The organism is Shewanella spartinae, from assembly GCF_019457555.1.
Lineage (GTDB): Bacteria > Pseudomonadota > Gammaproteobacteria > Enterobacterales > Shewanellaceae > Shewanella > Shewanella loihica.
This window is the reverse complement of sequence record NZ_CP080418.1, coordinates 169925-192320: the sequence shown is the minus strand read 5'-3', so window position 1 is coordinate 192320 and position 22396 is coordinate 169925. Positions and strand designations below refer to the sequence as shown.

Genomic DNA, 22396 nt, shown 5'->3' with positions numbered 1-22396 from the left:
AATCTGTACAAACTAGGACTTATAGGTCGTCTGCTAAACTGGCTGGAGGCCAGTTTTCTAGACGCATACCTAATGAAAGTCCGCGAGAAGCCAACACATCCTTAATTTCGGTAAGAGACTTCTTACCCAAGTTAGGCGTTTTAAGTAGCTCAACCTCAGTACGCTGTACCAGATCTCCGATGTAATGAATCGCTTCGGCTTTCAAACAGTTAGCCGAACGTACAGTTAGCTCTAGATCGTCGACAGGACGCAACAGAATTGGGTCGAACTCTGGTTTCTCTTCTTTCTGTTCTGGCTCAGTGACATCACGAAGCTCAACAAACGCATCTAGCTGTTCAGCCAGGATGGTTGCAGAACGACGAATCGCTTCCTCAGGATCGATAGTGCCATTAGTGGTCATATCGATAACGAGTTTGTCCAAGTCAGTACGCTGTTCAACACGTGCTGCTTCAACATTGTAAGCAATACGCGCGACAGGTGAGAAAGATGAATCCACTAGCAGACGGCCAATTGGGCGATCGTCGTCTTCAGTTTGTGCACGAGCCGAAGCTGGTACATAACCACGACCACGCTCAACGCGGATACGCATGCTAATGTCATTGTTACCAGTCAGATGACAGATAACATGATCAGGATTCATAATAGTAACATCACCATCGTGCGTGATATCTGCTGCGGTAACAGGGCCTGCGCCTGACTTGCTTAATGTAAGCATAGCCTCGTCTTTACCCTCGATAACCACTGCTAAACCTTTAAGGTTTAGTAGGATCTCTAGGATATCCTCTTGTACGCCTTCCTTGCTGCTGTATTCGTGCAGTACACCATCAATCTCGACTTCGGTAACCGCGCAGCCGGGCATAGACGACAATAGGATACGACGCAACGCGTTACCTAAAGTATGACCAAAACCACGCTCAAGCGGCTCCAGTGTAACCTTGGCACGTGTTGGGTTAACCTGCTCGATATCAACGAGACGCGGTTTAAGAAATTCTGTAACAGAACCCTGCATTGTGTCCTCTCTTGTTTATTAGCTTTACTTAGAGTAAAGCTCGACGATCAGCTGTTCGTTAATATCCGCAGATAAATCGCTACGCTCAGGCAGACGCTTGAAAGCACCTTCCATCTTAGCGGCATCTACTTCAACCCATGTTGGCTTTTCGCGCTGAGAAGCAACCTCTAGAGCAGCTTTGATACGAGCTTGCTTTTGAGACTTCTCACGAACGCTAATTACATCATTCGCAGACACTTTGAATGATGGAATGTTAACAACGCGGCCGTTTACCATAATTGACTTATGGCTAACTAGCTGACGTGCTTCAGCACGGGTAGCACCAAAACCCATACGATAAACAACGTTATCTAAACGAGTTTCCAAAAGAGTAAGCAGGTTTTCACCAGTGTTACCTTTTAGACGTGCAGCGTCTTTGTAGTAGTTACGGAATTGCTTTTCAAGCACACCATAAGTACGACGAACTTTTTGTTTTTCGCGCAGCTGAACGCCGTACTCAGACAAACGAGCTTTACGAGCGCCGTGTTGTCCAGGTGCAGCTTCAAGCTTACACTTCGAATCAATTGCTCTCACACCGCTTTTCAGGAAAAGGTCTGTACCTTCTCGGCGAGTGAGCTTGAGCTTTGGACCCAAGTATCTTGCCATGTTCTTTCTCCAACTATCCTATTAAAAACGGGGCGATTACACGCGACGTTTCTTAGGAGGACGACAACCATTATGAGGGATCGGCGTCACATCGGTAATGTTGGTTATCTTGTAACCAACCGCGTTCAGCGCTCGAATAGCTGACTCACGTCCTGGACCTGGACCCTTCACGAAAACTTCAAGGTTTTTAACACCGTAGTCCTGAGCAGCAACACCTGCGCGCTCAGCAGCTACCTGTGCAGCAAATGGGGTAGATTTACGTGAACCACGGAAACCTGAACCACCAGAAGTTGCCCAAGAAAGTGCATTACCTTGACGATCTGTAATGGTGATAATGGTGTTGTTGAAAGATGCATGGATATGAGCCATGCCATCAGCAACCTGTTTACGTACGCGCTTGCGCGTTGAACGTGACGGAACTTTAGCCATATTGGTTTACCTTCCCGTTACTTTCTAATTGGCTTACGTGGACCTTTGCGAGTACGCGCATTGGTCTTGGTACGTTGCCCACGAAGGGGCAGGCTACGACGGTGGCGGAGACCACGATAACAACCAAGGTCCATCAGACGCTTGATGTTCATAGAGATCTCACGACGCAAGTCACCTTCTACAATGTATTTAGCAACTTCTTCGCGTAGTGTGTCTATTTGAGCTTCGCTCAATTCCTTGATCTTAGCATCTTCAGCAATTGAAGTAGCCGCGCAGATTTGTTGTGCGCGAGTTAGTCCAATACCGTAGATAGCAGTCAATGCAATGACTGTGTGCTTCTGATCAGGAATGTTAATGCCAGCGATACGGGCCACTATGCACTCCTCATAAGTTAAAGGCCATCTGTGAAAAGCCCGGTAGGATACTCGACAGATGACGATTTTGCAAATAATATTTTGACCAGCTCAGAAACTGAGCTGGTCAAAAAGTTTTTAGCCTTGACGCTGTTTGTGTTTTGGTTCAACACAGATAACGCGTACAACGCCGCTACGCTTTACGATCTTGCAGTTACGGCAGATCTTCTTCACGGAAGCTCGAACTTTCATTTCATCACTCCGTAAAGCTACTTAGCGACCAAAGCGATCTAAGTTCGCTTTATTCACTAGGTTAGCTTTCTTCATCACAGACTCATACTGATGTGACATCATATGGGTCTGAACCTGAGCCATGAAGTCCATGATCACGACTACCATAATTAGTAGTGAAGTACCGCCAAAATAGAACTGTACTTTCCACGCGATTAACATGAACTCCGGAATTAAACAGATAAAGGTAATATATAATGCACCGGCCAGTGTTAGGCGAGTCATTACTTTATCTATATATCGCGAAGTCTGTTCTCCAGGACGGATCCCGGGAATAAACGCACCACTCTTCTTCAGATTGTCTGCTGTTTCACGTGGGTTAAATACCAACGCAGTATAGAAGAAACAGAAGAAGATAATCGCTGTTGCATACAACAATGAGTAAAGCGGCTGACCTGGCGATACAGCAAGTGAAAAATCACTTAACCAAGACAAGCCTTCATTCTGACCAAACCACTGAGCCAGTGTGCCTGGGAACAAAATGATGCTTGACGCAAAGATTGGTGGAATCACACCTGCCATGTTGACCTTAAGCGGTAAGTGAGTGCTCTGCGCGGCAAACACCTTACGGCCCTGCTGACGCTTAGCATAGTTAACAACGATACGACGCTGTCCACGCTCAACAAACACAACAAAATAGGTCACAGCAAATACGATCACTGCAATCAACAATAATACTAGTACGTTCAAGTCGCCTTGACGCGCCTGCTCGGCCGTTTGGCCGATAGCAGAAGGTAGACCGGCTACAATACCTGCGAAAATAAGAATCGAGATACCGTTACCTATGCCTCGTTCGGTGATCTGTTCACCCAGCCACATGAGGAACATGGTTCCTGTGACCAAACTCACTACTGCAACGAAGTAGAAACCGAATCCAAGGTTTACAACTAAACCAGGGACCAGGTTTGGCAGACCCGTTGCGATACCGATCGCTTGGAATGTACCCAAGACCAGTGTGCCATATCGAGTATACTGACTGATCTTCTTACGTCCTGACTCGCCTTCCTTCTTCAGTTCGGCCAGTGCAGGATGTACCACAGTCAATAGCTGCATGATGATCGATGCCGAGATGTACGGCATGATACCAAGAGCAAAGATAGAAGCACGTTCAAGGGCGCCACCAGAGAACATGTTAAACATGCCTAAGATGGTACCCTTCTGCTGATTAAACAGCTCTGCTAATACAGCTGCGTCAATACCAGGAATTGGTACGAACGAACCGGCTCTAAAGACGATAATCGCACCAATCACGAACAGTAGGCGGGCTTTCAATTCTGATAAACCGCCCTTCGCGCTTTTTAAATCAAGTCCTGGTTTTGCCATCGACGTATTATTCCTCGATCTTTCCGCCGGCAGCTTCGATCGCTGCACGTGCACCTTTGGTTACCTTCAGACCTTTAACGGTCACTGGGCGTTCAATGGTACCTGAAAGAACGACTTTAGCAAACTGTATGTTGCGAGTAACAAGATTCGCATCTTTCAGTGCATTCAAGTCGACAACATCACCGTTAACTTTAGCCAGTTCGCTTACACGAATTTCGGCAGTTACCATCGCTTTACGCGAAGTAAAACCAAACTTAGGCAAACGGATCTTAAGTGGCATTTGACCACCTTCGAAACCGACGCGAACACCGCCACCAGAACGTGACTTCTGACCTTTGTGACCGCGACCAGCAGTCTTACCTAGGCCAGAACCGATACCGCGACCTACACGCTTAGCTGCTGATTTTGCACCTGCAGCAGGTGATAGAGTATTCAATTTCATTGATTAATCCTCCACCTTAACCATGTAGTAAACCTTGTTAATCATACCGCGAACCGCAGGAGTATCTTCCAGCTCAACGGTGTGATTAATACGGCGTAGACCTAGACCAGTCAATGTGGCGCGGTGCTTAGGCAGACGGCCAATTGAACTCTTAGTCTGAGTTACTTTTAATGTTTTAGTAGCCATGGTGCTTAACCTCGAATTTCATCAACATTCAGGCCACGCTTAGCTGCGATTTGAGCTGGTGACTTCATGTGCACCAACGCATCTACAGTTGCGCGAACGATGTTGATCGGGTTAGTAGAACCGTATGCTTTTGACAGAACGTTATGAACGCCTGCTACTTCCAATACGGCACGCATCGCACCACCGGCAATAATACCAGTACCTTCAGAAGCTGGTTGCATGTAAACACGCGAACCAGTGTGACGGCCCTTAACAGGGTGGTGCAAAGTACCATTTACAAGTTCAACAGAAACAATGTTACGGCGAGCCTTTTCCATTGCTTTCTGGATAGCAGCAGGTACTTCACGCGCTTTACCATAGCCATAGCCGACTTTACCGTTGCCGTCACCCACTACAGTCAGTGCAGTGAAGCTAAAGATACGTCCGCCTTTAACTACTTTAGAAACACGATTTACTGCAACTAACTTCTCTTGCAGATCGTCTTTTTGTGGAGCTTCAAATTTAGCCATTTTTAATCATTCCTTAGAACTGTAGGCCAGCTTCACGAGCAGCGTCTGCCAGGGCAGCTACGCGTCCGTGATACTTAAAGCCGGAACGATCGAATGCAACTACAGTTACGCCTTTCTCGATAGCACGCTCAGCAATAGTCTTACCTACTGCTTTAGCCGCTTCTACGTTACCTGTGTATTTAAGCTGCTCTGATACCGCTTTTTCAGCAGTAGAAGCTGCCGCCACAACTTGCGCGTTGGCATCAATAACCTGTGCGTATGTGTGACGTGGTGTACGATGTACAACCAGACGGTTAACGCCCAGCTCTTGGATCTTCTTACGGGCGCGAGTCGCGCGGCGTAAGCGAGATGTTTTCTTATCCATATCGCGTTACCTACTTCTTCTTAGCCTCTTTACGGCGTACTTGTTCATCAGCATAGCGAACACCCTTGCCTTTGTAAGGCTCTGGTGGACGGTAGCCACGAATTTCTGCTGCAACCTGACCAACAAGCTGCTTATCAGTACTCTTAAGTACGATTTCAGTTTGTGATGGACACTCAGCAGTTACGCCGTCAGGAAGCTGGTGTACTAGAGGGTGTGAGAAACCTAGAGTCAGGTCGATACCGTTACCAGCAATTTTTGCACGGTAACCAACACCAACTAGAGTCAGCTTTCTTTCGAAACCTTCGTTAACACCAACAACCATGTTGTTGATTAGTGCTCGAGCTGTACCAGCTTGTGCAGCGCTAGTTACGCCTTCAGCTGGTGAACACTTGATTTCGTTGTTTTCAACAACAACAGAAACGTCAGCGTTGATTACTCGAGTCAAACTACCTTTAGCACCTTTTACGGTGATAGTTTGTTCGTTTAAAGTCACTTCTACGCCTGCAGGGATAGCGACTGGTGCTTTTGCGACACGAGACATTGCTAGCTCCTTATGCTACGTAGCAGATAACTTCTCCACCCATGCCTTGTTGGCGGGCGGCACGATCAGTCATCAAACCTTTAGAAGTGGACACGATTGCGACACCCAGACCGCCCATCACCTTTGGTAGATCGTTTTTACCTTTGTAAATACGAAGACCAGGACGACTTACGCGCTGGATAGTCTCAACGACTGGTTGGCCTTGGAAATACTTCAAAGTGATTTCCAAAACCGGCTTGGCTTCGCCTGCTACGGTGTAGTCAGTGATGTAACCTTCTTCTTTAAGCGTCTGTGCGATAGCAACTTTCAGCTTAGCAGAAGGCATAGATACTGATACTTTGTTAGCAGCTTGGCCGTTACGAATGCGAGTTAACATATCCGCAATTGGATCTTGCATGCTCATATTAGCTTACTCCGTGACAAGTATTACCAGCTGGCCTTACGCAGACCAGGAACTTCACCACGCATGGTAGCTTCACGCAATTTGATACGGCTCAGGCCGAACTTGCGTAGGAAACCATGTGGGCGACCAGTTTGACTACAACGATTACGCTGACGCGCAGCACTTGAGTCACGTGGTAGACCTTGCAGCTTAAGAACTGCATCCCAACGATCTTCATCAGAAGTAGTTGGATTGCTAATGATAGCCTTAAGAGCTAGACGCTTTTCAGCATACTTAGCCACGAGCTTGGCACGTTTTGCTTCACGTGCTTTCATTGAACTTTTTGCCATTTCGCTACCCTTATTTCTTGAATGGGAAGTTAAAGGCGTCTAGTAAAGCACGGCCTTCTTCGTCATTCTTCGCAGTAGTAGTGATAACAATATCCATACCGCGGATCTTATCGATTTTATCGTAATCGATTTCCGGGAAGATGATTTGCTCACGTACACCCATTGCGTAGTTACCACGTCCGTCGAACGACTTAGCGCTCAGACCACGGAAGTCGCGGATACGCGGGATTGCGATATCAACTAAACGCTCAAGGAATTCCCACATGCGTTCACCACGCAGGGTAACCTTGCAGCCAATCGGGTAGCCATCACGGATTTTAAAACCAGCAACTGATTTACGAGCAACAGTTACAACTGGCTTTTGACCAGCGATAGCAGTCATGTCACGAAGCGCGTGCTCCATAACTTTCTTATCTGCTACAGCTTCGCCAACACCCATGTTAAGGGTGATTTTCTCAATCCGAGGGACTTGCATGACACTGGTATAACCGAACTTCTTAGAAAGCTCAGCGATAACAGTCTCTTTATATTTATCATGCAGTTTCGCCATCGTTTACTCCAATTACTTAACGAGTTCACTGTTCGACTTAAAGAAACGGACTTTTTTGCCGTCTTCAAATCGGAAACCAACGCGATCAGCTTTGCCAGTGGCAGAGTTGAAAATCGCTACATTTGATGCTTGTATTGGCGCTTCTTTCTCAACGATACCACCAGTCACACCCATTTGTGGGTTAGGCTTCTGGTGCTTCTTGATCAGATTGATGCCTTCTACAATTAATTTACCAGTTGGTAAAACTCGAGAAACCTTACCGCGTTTACCCTTGTCTTTACCTGCTAGTACAATTACTTCGTCTTCACGACGGATTTTAGCTGCCATTTTGAAGCTCCTTACAGTACTTCTGGTGCCAGAGAAACAATTTTCATAAATTGTTCTGTACGCAGTTCACGCGTCACTGGTCCAAAGATACGAGTACCAATCGGTGCAAGGTTTGCGTTTAGCAATACCGCTGCATTGCGATCGAAGCGAATGACAGAACCATCTGGACGACGTACGCCTTTCTTAGTACGGACTACCACCGCGTTATACACGTCACCTTTCTTCGCTTTACCGCGAGGAATTGCTTCTTTTACAGAAACCTTGATGACGTCGCCGATACCGGCATAACGACGATGAGAGCCACCCAAGACCTTAATACACTGAACTCTACGAGCGCCACTGTTACAGGCGACTTCTAGAGTCGATTGCATTTGGATCATTTTAAGTGCTCCGCTATCGTTACTTCACTAATCCCATATTTGGGGCATTTTTAAACCATTCTAGACCAAATAACGTCTAAAATGGCGCGCAAGTATAACACCGCAAAATAGGAATAGATAGTATTAAAAATAAAAACGGCCCCAAATCTAGGAGCCGTTTCGCTAATCACCTAATTAAATTAGGCTTTTGTTACTACTTCAACCAGAGTCCAAGACTTAGTCTTAGACAGCGGACGGCATTCGCGAATAGTCACGATATCGCCAGCATTACACTGATTTGTTTCGTCATGTGCATGGATCTTAGTAGTACGCTTGATAAACTTCCCGTATAGAGGATGCTTAACCTTACGCTCAATAGCTACAGTGATAGACTTGTCCATCTTGTTGCTAAGTACACGACCTTGCAAAGTACGGATTTTATCAGTCATTATGCACCCGCCTTAGAAGTAATAATGGTCTTAACGCGCGCAATGTTACGACGCACGATTTTGAGCTGGTGAGTCTGAGTCAACTGACCAGTGGCGTGTTGCATACGCAGATTAAACTGCTCACGCAGCAGACCAAGCAGTTCAGCGTTCAGTTCTTCAACGCTCTTCTGAGTTAGTTCGCTCGCTTTCATTACATCACCGTCTTAGTTACGAAGGTAGTCTTAATAGGAAGCTTGGCAGCAGCAAGAGTGAAAGCTTCACGAGCCAACTCTTCTGATACACCATTCATCTCATAAAGAACCTTACCAGGTTGAATCTGGCAAACCCAGTATTCAACGTTACCCTTACCTTTACCCATACGCACTTCAAGAGGCTTAGAGGTGATTGGCTTGTCAGGGAAAACGCGGATCCAAATTTGACCTTGACGTTTAATGTGACGTGTCATAGCACGACGCGCAGATTCGATTTGACGAGCAGTCAGACGGCCACGTCCAACAGCTTTCAAACCGAACTCACCGAAGCTTACTTCAGTGCCGTTCGCCAGACCGCGGTTACGGCCTTTGAACATTTTACGAAACTTCATTCGTTTTGGTTGCAGCATTGCCAGCTCTCCTATTTACCGCGAGGCTTACGCTTCGGCTGCTGTTTCGGCTCTTCTAGCGCAGGAACAACGCCGTCTAGAACTTCACCTTTGAAGACCCAAACTTTAACGCCGATCACACCGTATTGAGTGTGACTTTCTGCAGTAGAATAATCGATATCAGCACGCAGTGTATGTAGAGGCACACGACCTTCACGATACCACTCTGAACGCGCAATCTCAGCACCGCCTAAACGGCCGCTCACTTCAACTTTGATACCCTTAGCACCTAGACGCATAGCGTTCTGTACCGCACGCTTCATAGCACGACGGAACATTACACGACGCTCTAGCTGAGAAGCGATGCCTTCGGCAACCAGCTTCGCATCTAGCTCTGGCTTACGGATTTCAGCGATGTTGATTTGAGCTGGAATACCAGTCAACTTAGCAACTTCGTTGCGCAGCTTTTCAACATCTTCGCCTTTCTTACCGATCACAACACCTGGACGGGCAGTGTGAATGGTAACGCGAACACTCTTAGCTGGACGCTCGATAACAATCTTAGAGACTGAGGCTTGCTTAAGTTTCTTTTCTAGAAACTTACGCACTTCCCAGTCGCTGCTTAGATTGTTGGCATAATCTGATTTATCAGCGTACCAAGTCGAGATCCAAGGCTTAGTGATACCCAGACGGATACCATTAGGATGTACTTTCTGTCCCATTGCTAACTCCTAGCGATCTGACACAACCACAGTGATGTGGCTGGTACGCTTGATAATACGATCAGCACGGCCTTTAGCACGTGGCATGATACGCTTCATAGTTGGACCCTCGTCTACAAAGACTTTTCCAACTTTCAGCTCGTCAATGTCAGCACCTTCGTTGTGCTCAGCATTAGCGATAGCAGAGTCTAGTACTTTCTTAACAAGTACAGCTGCTTTCTTAGGGCTGAAAGTCAAAATTTCAAGAGCCTTAGCAACAGGCAGTCCACGAATTTGATCTGCAACCAAACGACACTTTTGAGGCGACGTACGGGCAAAACGATGTTTAGCTAAAACTTCCATCTCGAGTCTCCCGTATTAACGCTTCTTCGCTTTCTTATCAGCAGCATGGCCGCGATAAGTGCGAGTTGGTGAAAATTCACCAAGCTTGTGGCCGATCATCTCGTCAGTTACGAACACAGGTACGTGCTGACGACCATTATGGACAGCGATGGTCATTCCAATCATGTTAGGAATGATCATTGAGCGGCGAGACCAAGTCTTGATAGGCTTCTTGTCACCCGCTTCCATCGCTTTCTCTACCTTCTTCAGCAAGTGTAGGTCAATGAATGGACCTTTCTTGAGAGAACGTGGCATGGCGAATCCTCTTACTTTTTGTTACGACGACGTACGATGTACTTGTCGGTGCGTTTGTTACTACGGGTCTTATAACCCTTAGTTGGGACACCCCATGGAGTCACTGGGTGACGGCCACCAGATGTACGGCCTTCACCACCACCATGTGGATGGTCTACTGGGTTCATTGCAACACCACGAACTGTTGGGCGTACGCCTCTCCAGCGCTTAGCACCTGCTTTACCCAACTGGCGTAGCATATGCTCGGCATTACCAACTTCACCTAATGTCGCGCGGCAATCTACTGGCACTTTACGCATTTCGCCAGAGCGAAGACGTAGAGTGGCGTATGCGCCATCACGAGCTACAACTTGTACGTAGGTACCTGCTGAACGAGCGATCTGAGCACCTTTACCAGGCTTCATTTCAACTGCGTGAACAACGCTACCTACTGGGATGTTGCGTAGTGGCAAAGCGTTACCCGCTTTGATTTCAGCATCGATACCAGACTGGATTTGATCACCAGCTTGCATGCCTTTAGCAGCAAGGATATAACGACGCTCACCATCAGCATACAAAACAAGTGCGATGTTAGCGGTACGGTTTGGATCATATTCCAAACGCTCTACTTTAGCAGGGATACCGTCTTTGTTGCGCTTGAAGTCAACAATACGGTAGTGCTGCTTGTGTCCACCACCTACGTGACGAACAGTAATACGACCGGTGTTGTTACGGCCACCGCTCTTAGCTTTTTTCGCCAACAGGCCAGCAAAGGGTTTACCCTTATGCAGATCGCTGTTCACCACTTTAACAACGTGGCGACGACCAGCAGAGGTTGGCTTACACTTAATAACTGCCATGATAATTCTCCTTTGCTTACTCAGCGCCGACGAAATCGATGTCAGCACCAGCAGCTAAAGTCACATAGGCTTTTTTCCAATCGCTACGACGGCCAGTACGGGCACCGTGACGCTTAGTCTTACCTTTGTTAACCAAAGTGCGAACTGAATCTACTTCAACTTCGAACAACTTAGCTACTGCAGCTTTAACTTCAGCTTTAGTCGCATCGATAGCTACACGGAAAACGACCGTGTTGTTATTTTCAGCGCAAACAGTACTCTTTTCAGAGATGTGTGGCGCTAGAATAACTTTTAGCAAACGTTCTTCGCTTATCATCCCAGCATCTCCTCGATTTGCTTAACAGCATCGGCAGTAACCAGTACTTTTTCGAACGCGATTAGGCTTACTGGATCGATACCAGCAACGTCGCGAACGTCAACTTTGTACAGGTTGCGTGCAGCTAAGAACAAGTTCTCGTCAATCTCTGGAGTAACAATTAATACGTCTTCCAGCTTCATGTCTTTCAGCTTAGCCTTCAACTCTTTAGTCTTAGGAGCTTCAACACCGAATGACTCAACAACAACAAGACGATCTTGACGTACTAATTCAGACAGAATGCTCTTAAGCGCTCCGCGGTACATCTTCTTGTTTACTTTTTGGCTGTGATCTTGGGTTTTAGCAGCGAATGAAACGCCACCGCCACGCCAGATTGGGCCTTTAACAGTACCAGCACGAGCACGGCCAGTACCTTTTTGGCGCCATGGCTTTTTGCCAGAGCCAGTTACTTCTGCGCGAGTCTTTTGAGCACGAGTACCCTGACGCGCGTTTGCAGCGTATGCTACAACTACCTGATGAACCAGTGCTTCATTAAAGTCACGGCCGAAGGTAGTTTCGGAAACTTCAAGAGCACTCTGTGCGTCTTTCAATACCAATTCCATTACTATCTCCTCAGACCTAAGCTTTAACGGCAGGCTTGATGATCAGGTCGCCATTAGTAGCGCCTGGAACTGCACCCTTAACCAATAGCAGGTTACGCTCAGCGTCTACACGTACAACGTCTAGATTCTGGGTAGTAACACGCTCTGCACCCATGTGGCCAGACATTTTCTTACCTTTGAAAACGCGACCAGGTGTTTGGTTTTGACCGATAGAACCGTTAGCTCTATGTGCCAATGAGTTACCGTGTGTTGCATCTTGAGTGCGGAAATTCCAACGCTTGATACCGCCTTGGAAACCTTTACCCTTTGATTGACCAGTAACATCAACTTTCGCTACGTCAGCGAAGATATCAACATTAAGCTCAGCACCTACTTCGATGCCTTCGCCTTCACCGTCAGCCAGACGCATTTCCCACAAACCACGACCAGCTTCAACGCCAGCCTTAGCAAAGTGACCTGCTTCTGGTTTAGTGATGCGATTAGCTTTTTTGGTACCAGTAGTAATTTGAAGTGCACGGTAACCGTCAGTTTCTAAAGTTTTCACTTGAGCAACGCGGTTAGCTGCAATTTCAATTACTGTTACAGGTATTGACGCACCATCTTCAGTGAAGATGCGAGTCATACCTACTTTACGACCGATAAGACCGATAGCCATCTCTCAAACCTCTTCTAAGGATCTCAATTAACCTAAGCTAATTTGAACGTCAACACCTGCCGCCAGATCTAGACGCATAAGTGCATCTACAGTCTTTTCAGTCGGCTCTACGATGTCAACAAGACGCTTATGAGTACGAAGTTCGTACTGATCACGCGCATCTTTATTAACGTGTGGAGAGATCAAAACGGTATAACGCTCTTTACGCGTTGGTAGTGGGATTGGACCACGTACCTGGGCGCCTGTGCGCTTAGCAGTTTCAACGATTTCCGCGGTAGATTGATCGATCAGACGATGATCAAATCCTTTGAGGCGGATACGGATTCTTTGGTTCTGCATTGACCAGAGCTCCTAAAATGGACACATAAAAAATCACCCTCTAGCTTCTTCCTTACTGGAAAAGCAGAGCGAGATGATTTAACCGTTCGACTCCAAATCGGAGTCGCTGTATTATTTTACGTCGGTTTCGAGAACCGACAAACTTCGCCTAATGGTTAAGGCGAGGGGCTATTATACTGATCTAAAGTTTAAGATCAAGCCCGTTGAACGAATTAACAGCAGTTATGCGTTAACTCTTAAAGTGGCGAGTATTATACTTATCCAGATCAGAAAAGCTAGCCCCCTTCCTCCAACAAATCGCCGGCAATAAAAAAGGCAGCCTAAGCTGCCTTTTTCAGTGTGTTTGTAAAATCAAATGCTATTAAGCGATGATCTTAGCTACAACACCAGCACCAACTGTACGGCCACCTTCACGGATAGCGAAACGTAGACCTTCGTCCATCGCGATTGGGCAGATCAGAGTAACAACCATCTTGATGTTGTCACCAGGCATTACCATTTCAACGCCTTCTGGCAGCTCGATAGTACCGGTTACGTCAGTTGTACGGAAGTAGAACTGTGGACGGTAGCCTTTGAAGAATGGAGTGTGACGACCACCTTCTTCTTTTGACAGTACGTATACTTCTGATTCGAACTGAGTGTGTGGAGTGATAGAACCAGGCTGAGCCAGTACTTGACCACGCTCAACTTCATCACGCTTAGTACCACGTAGTAGTACACCACAGTTCTCACCTGCACGACCTTCGTCAAGCAGCTTACGGAACATTTCAACACCAGTACAAGTAGTCTTAGTAGTGTCTTTGATACCTACGATTTCTACTTCGTCACCAACTTTAACGATACCGCGCTCAACACGACCTGTTACTACAGTACCACGGCCTGAGATTGAGAATACGTCTTCGATTGGCAGAATGAATGCACCGTCGATTGCACGCTCTGGCTCTGGAATGTAAGAGTCTAGTGCTTCAGCTAGTTCTAGGATCTTAGCTTCCCACTCTGGCTCGCCTTCTAGGGCTTTCAGAGCTGAACCTTGGATAACTGGTAGGTCATCACCTGGGAAGTCGTATTCAGATAGCAGTTCACGAACTTCCATCTCTACTAGTTCTAGCAGCTCTTCATCGTCAACCATGTCACATTTGTTCATGAATACGATGATGAAAGGTACACCTACCTGACGAGAAAGCAGGATGTGCTCACGAGTCTGTGGCATTGGACCGTCAGTAGAAGCTACTACTAGGATAGCGCCGTCCATCTGTGCAGCACCAGTGATCATGTTTTTAACATAGTCAGCGTGGCCTGGGCAGTCTACGTGTGCGTAGTGACGAGTTGGAGTGTCGTACTCGATGTGAGAGGTATTGATGGTAATACCGCGCTCACGCTCTTCTGGAGCGTTATCGATCTGTGCGAAATCTTTAGCTTCACCACCGTAAGTCTTAGTCAGTACGTGAGAGATAGCAGCAGTTAGAGTTGTTTTACCATGGTCAACGTGACCGATGGTACCAACGTTAACATGGGGTTTACTACGTTCAAATTTTTCTTTAGCCACGATATATTCCTTTCTTTTCAGAAATACTCAGCCTTGCTGAGTAATAGCATTCAATTATGAGTTATAGACTAGTTTGCGGTTATCCGCGCGCTTCTATAACTGATTTTGCAACATTCTGCGGCGCATCCGAGTACTTCAGGAACTCCATAGAGTATGAGGCACGTCCTTGGGTAGCGCTACGCAAGTCTGTCGCGTAACCAAACATTTCAGATAGAGGTACTACAGCTCGAACGATTTTGACGCCGCCAATGCCGTCGTCCATACCTTCGATCATGCCGCGACGTCGGTTTAAGTCGCCTACTACATCCCCCATGTAATCTTCAGGAGTGGTTACTTCAACCTTCATACAAGGTTCGAGTAACACAGGGTCTGCTTCGAGAGCACCCTTCTTGAAGCCCATAGAGGCGGCCACCTTAAACGCCATCTCGTTCGAGTCGACATCATGGTATGAGCCGTCGAACAGCGTTACTTTGACGTCCAGAACAGGGAAACCGGCGAGTACGCCATTCTTCATCTGTTCCTGGATACCTTTATCTACTGCAGGGATGTATTCTCTTGGAACAACACCACCAACAATCTCGTTGACAAATTCATAGCCGAAACCTTCTTCTTGAGGTTCAAGCTTCAACCAAACGTGACCAAATTGACCTCGGCCACCAGATTGACGAACGAACTTGCCTTCGACTTCTACACTCGAGCGAATAGTCTCACGATACGCTACTTGTGGCTTACCTACGTTACATTCGACACTGAATTCGCGACGCATACGGTCGACGATGATGTCTAAGTGCAACTCGCCCATACCAGAGATCAGGGTTTGACCCGATTCTTCGTTGGTCTCAACACGGAAAGAGGGATCTTCTGCAGCAAGTTTCTGCAGCGCTATACCCATCTTATCTTGGTCGGCTTGAGATCTAGGCTCCACAGCAATCGTGATTACGGGCTCAGGGAACTCCATACGTTCGAGAATAACTTTATGGTCAGCATCGCATAGGGTGTCACCAGTGGTAACATCCTTCAGACCAATAGCCGCCGCGATGTCACCAGCACGGACTTCTTTGATCTCTTTACGGTCGTTTGCATGCATCTGCACCATACGACCAATACGCTCACGCTTTTGTTTGACCGAGTTATATACGCCAGAACCTGCTTCCAATACGCCTGAATAAACACGCACAAAGGTCAGTGTTCCTACGAATGGGTCTGTCGCGATCTTAAATGCTAACGCAGAGAATGGCGCGTTGTCGTCCGCTGGACGTTCGACTTCATTCTCATTTTCGTCAATACCCTTAATGGCGGGTACTTCGACTGGCGATGGCAAATAATCGATAACAGCATCGAGTACCGCCTGCACACCCTTGTTCTTAAATGCAGAACCACAGGTAGCCAGTACGATCTCGTTAGCCAGAGTTCGCTGACGTAATGCTGCCTTGATCTCTTCTTCCGATAGCTCACCTTCTTCAAGGTACTTGTCCATCAGTTCTTCAGAGGCTTCGGCCGCACTCTCAACTAGGTATTCACGCATCTCAGCGGCCTTGCCGGCCAACTCTGCGGGAATTTCTTCATAATTGAAGGTCATACCTTGATCTGATTCGTTCCAGTTAATGGCCTTCATCTTGATCAGGTCAATGACACCCTTAAACTCTTCTTCTGCACCTATGTTCAATTGAATAGGTACACAAGTCGCTCCCAGACGGTTACGTATCTGTCCAACGACGCGTTCAAAGTCAGCACCAGCGCGGTCCATCTTATTGACAAACACTAAGCGCGGGACGTGGTACTTGTCCGCTTGTCGCCATACAGTTTCGGACTGAGGTTCAACACCAGATGAACCACAGAACACAACTACTGCGCCATCGAGTACACGTAGCGAACGCTCAACTTCAATAGTGAAGTCAACGTGGCCAGGGGTGTCGATGATGTTGATACGATGCTCGGTAAATTGAGCATCCATACCGCGCCAGAACGTGGTCGTTGCCGCCGAGGTGATAGTAATACCACGCTCCTGCTCCTGTTCCATCCAGTCCATGGTGGCAGCGCCATCATGCACCTCACCGATCTTGTGAGACATACCGGTATAGAAGAGAACACGTTCTGTAGTTGTGGTTTTTCCTGCGTCAACGTGAGCACAGATACCGATATTACGGTAGCGCTCAATTGGAGTTGTACGAGCCACGATTAAACCCTCTTTACTAAGGTAGGCACCTTAGTGATGTAAAACATGGTGCAGGCAATCGCCTGCACCAAAAGATTACCAGCGGTAATGAGCAAACGCTTTGTTTGCTTCTGCCATACGATGCACGTCTTCGCGCTTCTTAACAGCAGTGCCTTTGTTTTCGGCAGCATCTAGCATTTCACCTGCTAGACGTAGAGCCATAGATTTTTCACCACGCTTACGTGCAGCTTCAACTAACCAGCGCATCGCTAGTGCGTTACGACGCACTGGACGAACTTCACATGGTACCTGGTAAGTAGAACCACCAACACGACGAGACTTAACCTCGACAGTTGGACGTACGTTATCCAGGGCTGCTTCAAGGATCACTAGGTGCTCTTCGCCTTTCTTCTCAGCGACAACGTCTAGTGCCTTGTAAATGATTTTTTCAGCAGTCGACTTTTTGCCGTCCTGCATAATGACGTTGATGAACTTAGCCAGCAACTCACTATTAAATTTTGGATCTGGTAGGATTTTACGTTGTCCTACAACGCGACGTCTTGGCATAACAATTTCTCCGTATGCTTCAGGGACCCCAAAACTGGAATCACATTTATCTCTAGCTTGGCCTTACTTAACGGAAAACGTTAAGACTTAGGACGCTTAGCTCCGTACTTAGAACGTCCTTGACGACGCTCACTAACACCAGCACAGTCTAATGCGCCACGAACAGTGTGATAACGAACACCTGGTAAGTCTTTAACACGACCACCACGGATTAGAATCACGCTGTGTTCCTGCAGGTTGTGGCCTTCACCGCCGATGTACGAAGTAACTTCGAAACCGTTAGTTAGACGCACACGAGCTACTTTACGTAGTGCAGAGTTAGGTTTTTTAGGTGTGGTTGTGTACACGCGAGTACAAACACCACGCTTTTGTGGACACGCATTCAACGCAGGCACGTTAGTCTTGATGACTTTTGGCGAGCGAGGCTTACGTACCAACTGGTTTACAGTTGCCATGTATAGCTCCGAATCAGTTGATTAAACTCAACAGTAAGGTGTGAAAAATCTATATCCCACAGGTGTGGGACGCGAAATTTTAGAAAGGTAAGGGGTCGCTGTCAAGAAATAGCCAACTTTTTACCCAATTTAAGTAAAAAAAAGGCACCTGAGGTGCCTTTTTTACAATCTATTTACCGACTAGCACTGATTATTCAGGGCTGCCCGCCAGGTTCAATAGATCGGCAAGGTTTTGCTCTGCTTCACTGGCACTGATTGCCGGCACTTCTTCTGCCGGGCCATTCTGTGCAGCCTGGTTACGGCTGGTGTGGTACGCATAACCTGTACCGGCCGGGATCAGACGACCCACGATCACGTTCTCTTTCAGGCCACGTAGCTTATCGCTCTTACCGCCTACGGCAGCTTCGGTCAATACGCGAGTGGTTTCCTGGAACGATGCCGCCGAGATAAACGACTCGGTCGCCAACGAGGCCTTGGTGATACCCAGTAGTTCACGCTCGAACTTAGCAGGTTCTTTGCCTTGCGCTTCAAGTTCGCGGTTAGCGATCTTAACGCGAGACACTTCAACCTGTTCGCCCGGGAGGAACTCACTGTCACCGGCTTCGGTGATCTCACACTTACGCAGCATCTGACGGATGATCACTTCGATGTGCTTATCGTTAATCTTCACGCCTTGCAAACGGTAAACGTCTTGCACTTCGTTAACGATGTAGTTAGCCACCTTGTGAATACCACGCAGACGCAGGATGTCGTGTGCAGCTTCTGGACCGTCGGCGATAACTTCGCCGCGTTCAACCTTCTCACCTTCGAACACGTTCAGGTTACGCCACTTAGGAATCATCTCCTCGTATGGCTTACCACCATCGGCAGGTGTGATCACTAGACGACGCTTACCTTTGGTCTCTTTACCGAACGAGATAGTACCTGAGTACTCAGCCAAGATGGCAGGCTCTTTCGGCTTACGCGCTTCGAACAAGTCTGCAACGCGTGGCAGACCACCGGTAATATCGCGAGTCTTAGATGATTCTTGCGGAATACGTGCAAGCGCGTCACCGACGGCGATTTGTGCGTTATCGTCTTGGTTAACGATCGCCTTACCAGGCAAGAAGTATTGCGCTGGTACTTCGGTACCAGGGATCATCAGGTCATTGCCATCGGCACCAACCAGACGAATCGCCGGACGCATCTCTTTACCCGCAGTAGGACGTTGACCCACATCCATAACCACGATAGAAGATAGACCCGTTAGCTCGTCGGTCTGACGTGTCATGGTGACACCTTCGATCATGTCAACGAACTTGATGCTACCCGCTACCTCAGAAACGATTGGGTGAGTGTGCGGATCCCAGTTAGCGATGACTTCACCGGCATTAACCGTTGCGTCTTCCAGCTTCTCTAGGACAGTACCGTAAGGCACCTTGTAACGCTCTTTCTCACGACCCAGCTCATCGATAATCGCGATTTCAGATGAACGCGATACGATAACCAGCTTACCGTCACTGTTGGTAACATGCTTAGCGTTGTGCAGCTTAACTGTACCGGCATTCTTAACCTGTACGTTGTTTTCTGCAGACGCTCTCGATGCCGCACCACCGATGTGGAAGGTACGCATCGTCAGCTGTGTACCTGGCTCACCGATTGACTGAGCAGCTACCACACCAATGGCTTCACCTTGGTTAATCAGGTGACCACGTGCAAGGTCACGGCCGTAACACGCCGCACACACACCGAAGTCTGTGTCACAGCTAATTACAGAACGAACCTTAACTTCGTCGATAGAGTGTTCTTCGAGCTTGTCACACCATGCTTCATCAAGCAGGGTGTTACGCGGCGCAAGTACATCTTCGGTACCTGGGTAGTAAACATCTTCAGCTACCACACGACCCAGTACACGCTCACGTAGCGGCTCAACAACATCACCACCTTCGATCAGCGGCTTCATTGTCAGACCTTCGTGTGTACCACAATCGTCTTCGATAACCACTAAGTCTTGTGCAACGTCAACCAGACGACGAGTCAGGTAACCCGAGTTCGCTGTCTTAAGTGCGGTATCCGCTAGACCCTTACGCGCACCGTGAGTAGAGATAAAGTACTGGAGTACGTTTAGACCTTCACGGAAGTTCGCCGTAATTGGGGTTTCGATGATCGAGCCATCTGGCTTCGCCATCAGACCACGCATACCCGCTAGCTGACGAATCTGTGCAGCACTACCACGAGCGCCCGAGTCGGCCATCATGTAGATGCTGTTGAACGAAGCTTGAGTTTCTTCTTCGCCATCACGGTTAATCACTGTCTCGGTAGACAGGTTATCCATCATCGCCTTAGAAACTTTTTCGTTCGCACTTGCCCAGATATCGATAACCTTGTTGTAACGCTCACCGGCGGTAACCAGACCCGACTGGAACTGCTCTTGAATCTCAAGTACTTCAGCTTCGGCATCGGCAACCAGAGAGTATTTCTCATCTGGAATCACCATGTCGTTGATACCCACAGACGCACCAGAAACGGTCGCGAAATGGAAACCGGTATACATCAGTTGGTCAGCGAAGATAACGGTATCTTTCAGACCTAGCTGACGGTAACAGGTGTTCAATAGCTTAGAGATCTGCTTCTTACCCATGTTCTGGTTAACCAGATCATAAGAAAGGCCTTTTGGCAGAACCTGAGACAACAGGGCACGACCCACAGTAGTATCTACGATACGACGTGACTCGGTGCGCTCGCCGTCTTCAGCGATAGTCGTCTCGGTAATACGTACCTTAACGCGAGCGTGCAGCTCGGCAACGCCAGTACGGTATGCCTTTTCTACTTCGGCAACAGATTCAAATGCCATGCCTTCACCGCGGCCGTTGATACGCTCACGGCTGGTGTAGTACAGACCCAATACAACGTCCTGTGACGGTGTGATCACCGGCTCACCGTTCGCAGGTGACAGGATGTTGTTGGTAGACATCATGAGTGAACGTGCTTCCAACTGAGCTTCTAGCGTCAGTGGCACGTGAACCGCCATCTGGTCACCGTCGAAGTCAGCGTTGTATGCCGCACACACCAATGGGTGCAGTTGGATCGCCTTACCTTCAATCAGTACCGGCTCAAACGCCTGGATACCAAGACGGTGAAGTGTTGGTGCACGGTTAAGCATCACAGGATGCTCACGGATCACGTCATCGAGTACGTCCCAAACCTCTGGTACTTCGCGCTCAACCATCTTCTTAGCAGCTTTGATGGTAGTAGCCAGGCCACGACCTTCCAGCTTGCCGTAGATGAATGGCTTGAACAGCTCGAGTGCCATCTTCTTAGGCAGACCACACTGATGCAGACGCAGAGTAGGACCTACGGTAATAACCGAACGGCCTGAGTAGTCAACACGCTTACCCAGTAGGTTCTGACGGAAACGACCCTGCTTACCCTTGATCATATCGGCCAAAGATTTCAGAGGACGCTTGTTAGAACCCGTGATCGCACGACCGCGACGACCGTTATCCAATAGCGCATCAACAGACTCTTGCAGCATACGCTTTTCGTTGCGTACGATGATGTCCGGTGCAGCTAGGTCTAACAGACGCTTCAGACGGTTGTTACGGTTGATCACGCGGCGATACAGATCGTTCAGATCTGAAGTCGCGAAACGACCGCCATCCAGTGGAACCAGTGGACGCAGATCAGGTGGCAGAACAGGTAGCACCTTGAGGATCATCCACTCTGGCTTGTTGCCAGACTGGTAGAAGGCCTCGATCAGCTTCAGACGCTTAGTGATCTTCTTACGACGAGTCTCAGAGTTGATCGATGGCAGCTCTTCGCGCATCTCTTCAATCTCTTTCTCAAGATCGATAGCGCGCAGCAGCTCAAGTACTGCCTCGGCACCCATCTTGGCTTCAAACTCATCACCGTACTCTTCGAGTGCGTCGAGGTAGTTTTCTTCGGTCAGCATCTGACCGCGCTCGAGGCTGGTCATGCCAGGCTCGATCACGACGAAAGATTCGAAGTAAAGCACACGTTCGATGTCACGCAGAGTCATATCCAGCATCAAACCGATACGAGACGGCAGAGACTTCAAGAACCAAATGTGTGCTACTGGGCTGGCTAGATCGATGTGACCCATACGCTCACGACGTACTTTAGTCTGGGTAACTTCTACGCCACACTTCTCACAAATCACACCACGGTGCTTAAGACGCTTATACTTACCGCATAAACACTCGTAGTCTTTAACTGGACCAAAAATACGCGCACAGAACAAACCTTCACGCTCAGGCTTGAAAGTACGGTAGTTGATGGTTTCTGGCTTCTTAACTTCACCAAATGACCAAGAGCGGATCAGATCAGGCGACGCTAGGCCGATCTTGATGCCTTCAAATTCTTCAGTCTTGCTTTGCTGTTTCAGAAACTTTAATAAGTCTTTCACGTTTCTCTCCTGAAGGAGTTAAACCAGGTGCCCTGCTCTCGCAGAGCACCGTTTATTGCCAAACTTCGGC

The 22396-nt window shown here is 47.9% G+C and carries 32 protein-coding genes; all 32 read right to left on the bottom strand.

What is annotated here, in order from left to right:
- Window positions 1-19 precede the first annotated feature (19 nt).
- Window positions 20-1009, bottom strand: a complete 990-nt coding sequence (locus K0I31_RS00955; protein WP_011863990.1) for a DNA-directed RNA polymerase subunit alpha — start codon at window positions 1007-1009, stop codon at window positions 20-22.
- 24 nt (window positions 1010-1033) lie between these two features.
- On the bottom strand, window positions 1034-1654 hold the full coding sequence (gene rpsD / locus K0I31_RS00950; RefSeq protein ID WP_011863989.1) for a 30S ribosomal protein S4: 621 nt from the start codon (window positions 1652-1654) through the stop codon (window positions 1034-1036).
- 36 nt (window positions 1655-1690) lie between these two features.
- A complete protein-coding gene (gene rpsK, locus K0I31_RS00945) occupies window positions 1691-2083 on the bottom strand; it encodes a 30S ribosomal protein S11 (protein ID WP_011863988.1) in 393 nt (130 codons plus the stop codon).
- 17 nt (window positions 2084-2100) lie between these two features.
- Window positions 2101-2457: a 30S ribosomal protein S13 gene (rpsM, locus tag K0I31_RS00940; protein WP_011863987.1), complete on the bottom strand. Its 357-nt coding sequence runs from the start codon at window positions 2455-2457 to the stop codon at window positions 2101-2103.
- 117 nt (window positions 2458-2574) lie between these two features.
- Window positions 2575-2688, bottom strand: a complete 114-nt coding sequence (rpmJ, locus tag K0I31_RS00935; RefSeq protein WP_006083579.1) for a 50S ribosomal protein L36 — start codon at window positions 2686-2688, stop codon at window positions 2575-2577.
- Window positions 2689-2709: 21 nt separating this feature from the next.
- A complete protein-coding gene (gene secY / locus K0I31_RS00930) occupies window positions 2710-4050 on the bottom strand; it encodes a preprotein translocase subunit SecY (RefSeq protein WP_011863986.1) in 1341 nt (446 codons plus the stop codon).
- Between the two features lie 7 nt (window positions 4051-4057).
- Window positions 4058-4492: a 50S ribosomal protein L15 gene (gene rplO, locus K0I31_RS00925; protein WP_011863985.1), complete on the bottom strand. Its 435-nt coding sequence runs from the start codon at window positions 4490-4492 to the stop codon at window positions 4058-4060.
- A gap of 3 nt (window positions 4493-4495) precedes the next feature.
- On the bottom strand, window positions 4496-4678 hold the full coding sequence (gene rpmD / locus K0I31_RS00920) for a 50S ribosomal protein L30 (RefSeq protein WP_011863984.1): 183 nt from the start codon (window positions 4676-4678) through the stop codon (window positions 4496-4498).
- Window positions 4679-4683: 5 nt separating this feature from the next.
- The gene (gene rpsE / locus K0I31_RS00915; RefSeq protein ID WP_011863983.1) at window positions 4684-5187 is read right to left on the bottom strand and encodes a 30S ribosomal protein S5; all 504 of its coding nucleotides are present in this window, start codon (window positions 5185-5187) and stop codon (window positions 4684-4686) included.
- A gap of 13 nt (window positions 5188-5200) precedes the next feature.
- The gene (rplR, locus tag K0I31_RS00910; RefSeq protein ID WP_011863982.1) at window positions 5201-5551 is read right to left on the bottom strand and encodes a 50S ribosomal protein L18; all 351 of its coding nucleotides are present in this window, start codon (window positions 5549-5551) and stop codon (window positions 5201-5203) included.
- 10 nt (window positions 5552-5561) lie between these two features.
- Window positions 5562-6092: a 50S ribosomal protein L6 gene (gene rplF, locus K0I31_RS00905; RefSeq protein WP_011863981.1), complete on the bottom strand. Its 531-nt coding sequence runs from the start codon at window positions 6090-6092 to the stop codon at window positions 5562-5564.
- 10 nt (window positions 6093-6102) lie between these two features.
- Window positions 6103-6495 carry a 30S ribosomal protein S8 gene (gene rpsH / locus K0I31_RS00900; protein WP_011863980.1) on the bottom strand — a complete coding sequence of 131 codons (393 nt, stop codon included), beginning with the start codon at window positions 6493-6495 and terminating at the stop codon, window positions 6103-6105.
- 23 nt (window positions 6496-6518) lie between these two features.
- Window positions 6519-6824: a 30S ribosomal protein S14 gene (gene rpsN, locus K0I31_RS00895; protein ID WP_011863979.1), complete on the bottom strand. Its 306-nt coding sequence runs from the start codon at window positions 6822-6824 to the stop codon at window positions 6519-6521.
- Between the two features lie 10 nt (window positions 6825-6834).
- On the bottom strand, window positions 6835-7374 hold the full coding sequence (gene rplE, locus K0I31_RS00890) for a 50S ribosomal protein L5 (protein ID WP_011863978.1): 540 nt from the start codon (window positions 7372-7374) through the stop codon (window positions 6835-6837).
- 12 nt (window positions 7375-7386) lie between these two features.
- Window positions 7387-7701 (bottom strand): 50S ribosomal protein L24, encoded by a 315-nt coding sequence (rplX, locus tag K0I31_RS00885; RefSeq protein WP_011863977.1) that lies wholly within the window; start codon window positions 7699-7701, stop codon window positions 7387-7389.
- Between the two features lie 11 nt (window positions 7702-7712).
- Window positions 7713-8081, bottom strand: a complete 369-nt coding sequence (rplN, locus tag K0I31_RS00880) for a 50S ribosomal protein L14 (protein ID WP_011863976.1) — start codon at window positions 8079-8081, stop codon at window positions 7713-7715.
- Between the two features lie 179 nt (window positions 8082-8260).
- Window positions 8261-8509, bottom strand: a complete 249-nt coding sequence (gene rpsQ / locus K0I31_RS00875) for a 30S ribosomal protein S17 (RefSeq protein ID WP_011863975.1) — start codon at window positions 8507-8509, stop codon at window positions 8261-8263.
- Entirely contained in the window at window positions 8509-8700 is a 192-nt protein-coding gene (gene rpmC / locus K0I31_RS00870; RefSeq protein WP_011863974.1) for a 50S ribosomal protein L29, read from the bottom strand. Before rpmC ends, rpsQ begins: the two co-directional genes overlap by 1 nt.
- A complete protein-coding gene (rplP, locus tag K0I31_RS00865) occupies window positions 8700-9110 on the bottom strand; it encodes a 50S ribosomal protein L16 (RefSeq protein WP_011863973.1) in 411 nt (136 codons plus the stop codon). Before rplP ends, rpmC begins: the two co-directional genes overlap by 1 nt.
- 11 nt (window positions 9111-9121) lie before the next feature.
- Entirely contained in the window at window positions 9122-9811 is a 690-nt protein-coding gene (rpsC, locus tag K0I31_RS00860; protein ID WP_011863972.1) for a 30S ribosomal protein S3, read from the bottom strand.
- A 9-nt stretch (window positions 9812-9820) separates the two neighbouring features.
- On the bottom strand, window positions 9821-10153 hold the full coding sequence (gene rplV, locus K0I31_RS00855; RefSeq protein ID WP_011863971.1) for a 50S ribosomal protein L22: 333 nt from the start codon (window positions 10151-10153) through the stop codon (window positions 9821-9823).
- A gap of 15 nt (window positions 10154-10168) precedes the next feature.
- A complete protein-coding gene (rpsS, locus tag K0I31_RS00850; protein WP_011863970.1) occupies window positions 10169-10447 on the bottom strand; it encodes a 30S ribosomal protein S19 in 279 nt (92 codons plus the stop codon).
- A gap of 11 nt (window positions 10448-10458) precedes the next feature.
- Window positions 10459-11286 carry a 50S ribosomal protein L2 gene (gene rplB / locus K0I31_RS00845; RefSeq protein WP_011863969.1) on the bottom strand — a complete coding sequence of 276 codons (828 nt, stop codon included), beginning with the start codon at window positions 11284-11286 and terminating at the stop codon, window positions 10459-10461.
- 16 nt (window positions 11287-11302) lie between these two features.
- Window positions 11303-11602, bottom strand: coding sequence for a 50S ribosomal protein L23 (gene rplW / locus K0I31_RS00840; protein WP_011863968.1), 300 nt, complete (start codon window positions 11600-11602; stop codon window positions 11303-11305).
- On the bottom strand, window positions 11599-12204 hold the full coding sequence (rplD, locus tag K0I31_RS00835) for a 50S ribosomal protein L4 (protein ID WP_011863967.1): 606 nt from the start codon (window positions 12202-12204) through the stop codon (window positions 11599-11601). Before rplD ends, rplW begins: the two co-directional genes overlap by 4 nt.
- A gap of 16 nt (window positions 12205-12220) precedes the next feature.
- Window positions 12221-12859 carry a 50S ribosomal protein L3 gene (gene rplC / locus K0I31_RS00830; protein WP_011863966.1) on the bottom strand — a complete coding sequence of 213 codons (639 nt, stop codon included), beginning with the start codon at window positions 12857-12859 and terminating at the stop codon, window positions 12221-12223.
- 27 nt (window positions 12860-12886) lie between these two features.
- A complete protein-coding gene (rpsJ, locus tag K0I31_RS00825) occupies window positions 12887-13198 on the bottom strand; it encodes a 30S ribosomal protein S10 (protein WP_011070616.1) in 312 nt (103 codons plus the stop codon).
- Between the two features lie 361 nt (window positions 13199-13559).
- On the bottom strand, window positions 13560-14744 hold the full coding sequence (gene tuf, locus K0I31_RS00820) for an elongation factor Tu (RefSeq protein ID WP_011863953.1): 1185 nt from the start codon (window positions 14742-14744) through the stop codon (window positions 13560-13562).
- Window positions 14745-14823: 79 nt separating this feature from the next.
- A complete protein-coding gene (gene fusA, locus K0I31_RS00815) occupies window positions 14824-16920 on the bottom strand; it encodes an elongation factor G (RefSeq protein ID WP_220079603.1) in 2097 nt (698 codons plus the stop codon).
- A gap of 75 nt (window positions 16921-16995) precedes the next feature.
- Complete coding sequence (gene rpsG / locus K0I31_RS00810; protein WP_011863963.1) at window positions 16996-17466, bottom strand: 30S ribosomal protein S7; 471 nt, start codon at window positions 17464-17466, stop codon at window positions 16996-16998.
- Between the two features lie 80 nt (window positions 17467-17546).
- The gene (gene rpsL / locus K0I31_RS00805; RefSeq protein WP_011863962.1) at window positions 17547-17921 is read right to left on the bottom strand and encodes a 30S ribosomal protein S12; all 375 of its coding nucleotides are present in this window, start codon (window positions 17919-17921) and stop codon (window positions 17547-17549) included.
- Window positions 17922-18111: 190 nt separating this feature from the next.
- On the bottom strand, window positions 18112-22326 hold the full coding sequence (rpoC, locus tag K0I31_RS00800; RefSeq protein WP_220079602.1) for a DNA-directed RNA polymerase subunit beta': 4215 nt from the start codon (window positions 22324-22326) through the stop codon (window positions 18112-18114).
- Window positions 22327-22396 lie beyond the last annotated feature (70 nt).

Bases quoted from the DNA above. Each gene is read 5' to 3' on its own strand.
- rpsH (WP_011863980.1), bottom strand. From the start codon at position 6,495: ATGAGCATGCAAGATCCAATTGCGGATATGTTAACTCGCATTCGTAAC.
- rplC (WP_011863966.1), bottom strand. From the start codon at position 12,859: ATGGCTATCGGTCTTATCGGTCGTAAAGTAGGTATGACTCGCATCTTC.
- rpsS (WP_011863970.1), bottom strand. From the start codon at position 10,447: ATGCCACGTTCTCTCAAGAAAGGTCCATTCATTGACCTACACTTGCTG.
- rplN (WP_011863976.1), bottom strand. From the start codon at position 8,081: ATGATCCAAATGCAATCGACTCTAGAAGTCGCCTGTAACAGTGGCGCT.
- rplR (WP_011863982.1), bottom strand. From the start codon at position 5,551: ATGGATAAGAAAACATCTCGCTTACGCCGCGCGACTCGCGCCCGTAAG.
- rpsC (WP_011863972.1), bottom strand. From the start codon at position 9,811: ATGGGACAGAAAGTACATCCTAATGGTATCCGTCTGGGTATCACTAAG.
- rplP (WP_011863973.1), bottom strand. From the start codon at position 9,110: ATGCTGCAACCAAAACGAATGAAGTTTCGTAAAATGTTCAAAGGCCGT.
- rpsQ (WP_011863975.1), bottom strand. From the start codon at position 8,509: ATGACTGATAAAATCCGTACTTTGCAAGGTCGTGTACTTAGCAACAAG.
- rplE (WP_011863978.1), bottom strand. From the start codon at position 7,374: ATGGCGAAACTGCATGATAAATATAAAGAGACTGTTATCGCTGAGCTT.
- rpsE (WP_011863983.1), bottom strand. From the start codon at position 5,187: ATGGCTAAATTTGAAGCTCCACAAAAAGACGATCTGCAAGAGAAGTTA.
- rpmC (WP_011863974.1), bottom strand. From the start codon at position 8,700: ATGAAAGCGAGCGAACTAACTCAGAAGAGCGTTGAAGAACTGAACGCT.
- rpmD (WP_011863984.1), bottom strand. From the start codon at position 4,678: ATGGCTACTAAAACATTAAAAGTAACTCAGACTAAGAGTTCAATTGGC.
- K0I31_RS00955 (WP_011863990.1), bottom strand. From the start codon at position 1,009: ATGCAGGGTTCTGTTACAGAATTTCTTAAACCGCGTCTCGTTGATATC.
- rplO (WP_011863985.1), bottom strand. From the start codon at position 4,492: ATGAAATTGAATACTCTATCACCTGCTGCAGGTGCAAAATCAGCAGCT.
- rpsJ (WP_011070616.1), bottom strand. From the start codon at position 13,198: ATGCAGAACCAAAGAATCCGTATCCGCCTCAAAGGATTTGATCATCGT.
- rpsD (WP_011863989.1), bottom strand. From the start codon at position 1,654: ATGGCAAGATACTTGGGTCCAAAGCTCAAGCTCACTCGCCGAGAAGGT.
- rplD (WP_011863967.1), bottom strand. From the start codon at position 12,204: ATGGAATTGGTATTGAAAGACGCACAGAGTGCTCTTGAAGTTTCCGAA.
- rpmJ (WP_006083579.1), bottom strand. From the start codon at position 2,688: ATGAAAGTTCGAGCTTCCGTGAAGAAGATCTGCCGTAACTGCAAGATC.
- rplV (WP_011863971.1), bottom strand. From the start codon at position 10,153: ATGGAAGTTTTAGCTAAACATCGTTTTGCCCGTACGTCGCCTCAAAAG.
- secY (WP_011863986.1), bottom strand. From the start codon at position 4,050: ATGGCAAAACCAGGACTTGATTTAAAAAGCGCGAAGGGCGGTTTATCA.
- rpsG (WP_011863963.1), bottom strand. From the start codon at position 17,466: ATGCCAAGACGTCGCGTTGTAGGACAACGTAAAATCCTACCAGATCCA.
- rpsN (WP_011863979.1), bottom strand. From the start codon at position 6,824: ATGGCAAAAAGTTCAATGAAAGCACGTGAAGCAAAACGTGCCAAGCTC.
- rplB (WP_011863969.1), bottom strand. From the start codon at position 11,286: ATGGCAGTTATTAAGTGTAAGCCAACCTCTGCTGGTCGTCGCCACGTT.
- rplX (WP_011863977.1), bottom strand. From the start codon at position 7,701: ATGGCAGCTAAAATCCGTCGTGAAGACGAAGTAATTGTACTAGCAGGT.
- rpsK (WP_011863988.1), bottom strand. From the start codon at position 2,083: ATGGCTAAAGTTCCGTCACGTTCAACGCGCAAGCGCGTACGTAAACAG.
- rplF (WP_011863981.1), bottom strand. From the start codon at position 6,092: ATGTCTCGTGTCGCAAAAGCACCAGTCGCTATCCCTGCAGGCGTAGAA.
- rpsL (WP_011863962.1), bottom strand. From the start codon at position 17,921: ATGGCAACTGTAAACCAGTTGGTACGTAAGCCTCGCTCGCCAAAAGTC.
- rplW (WP_011863968.1), bottom strand. From the start codon at position 11,602: ATGATAAGCGAAGAACGTTTGCTAAAAGTTATTCTAGCGCCACACATC.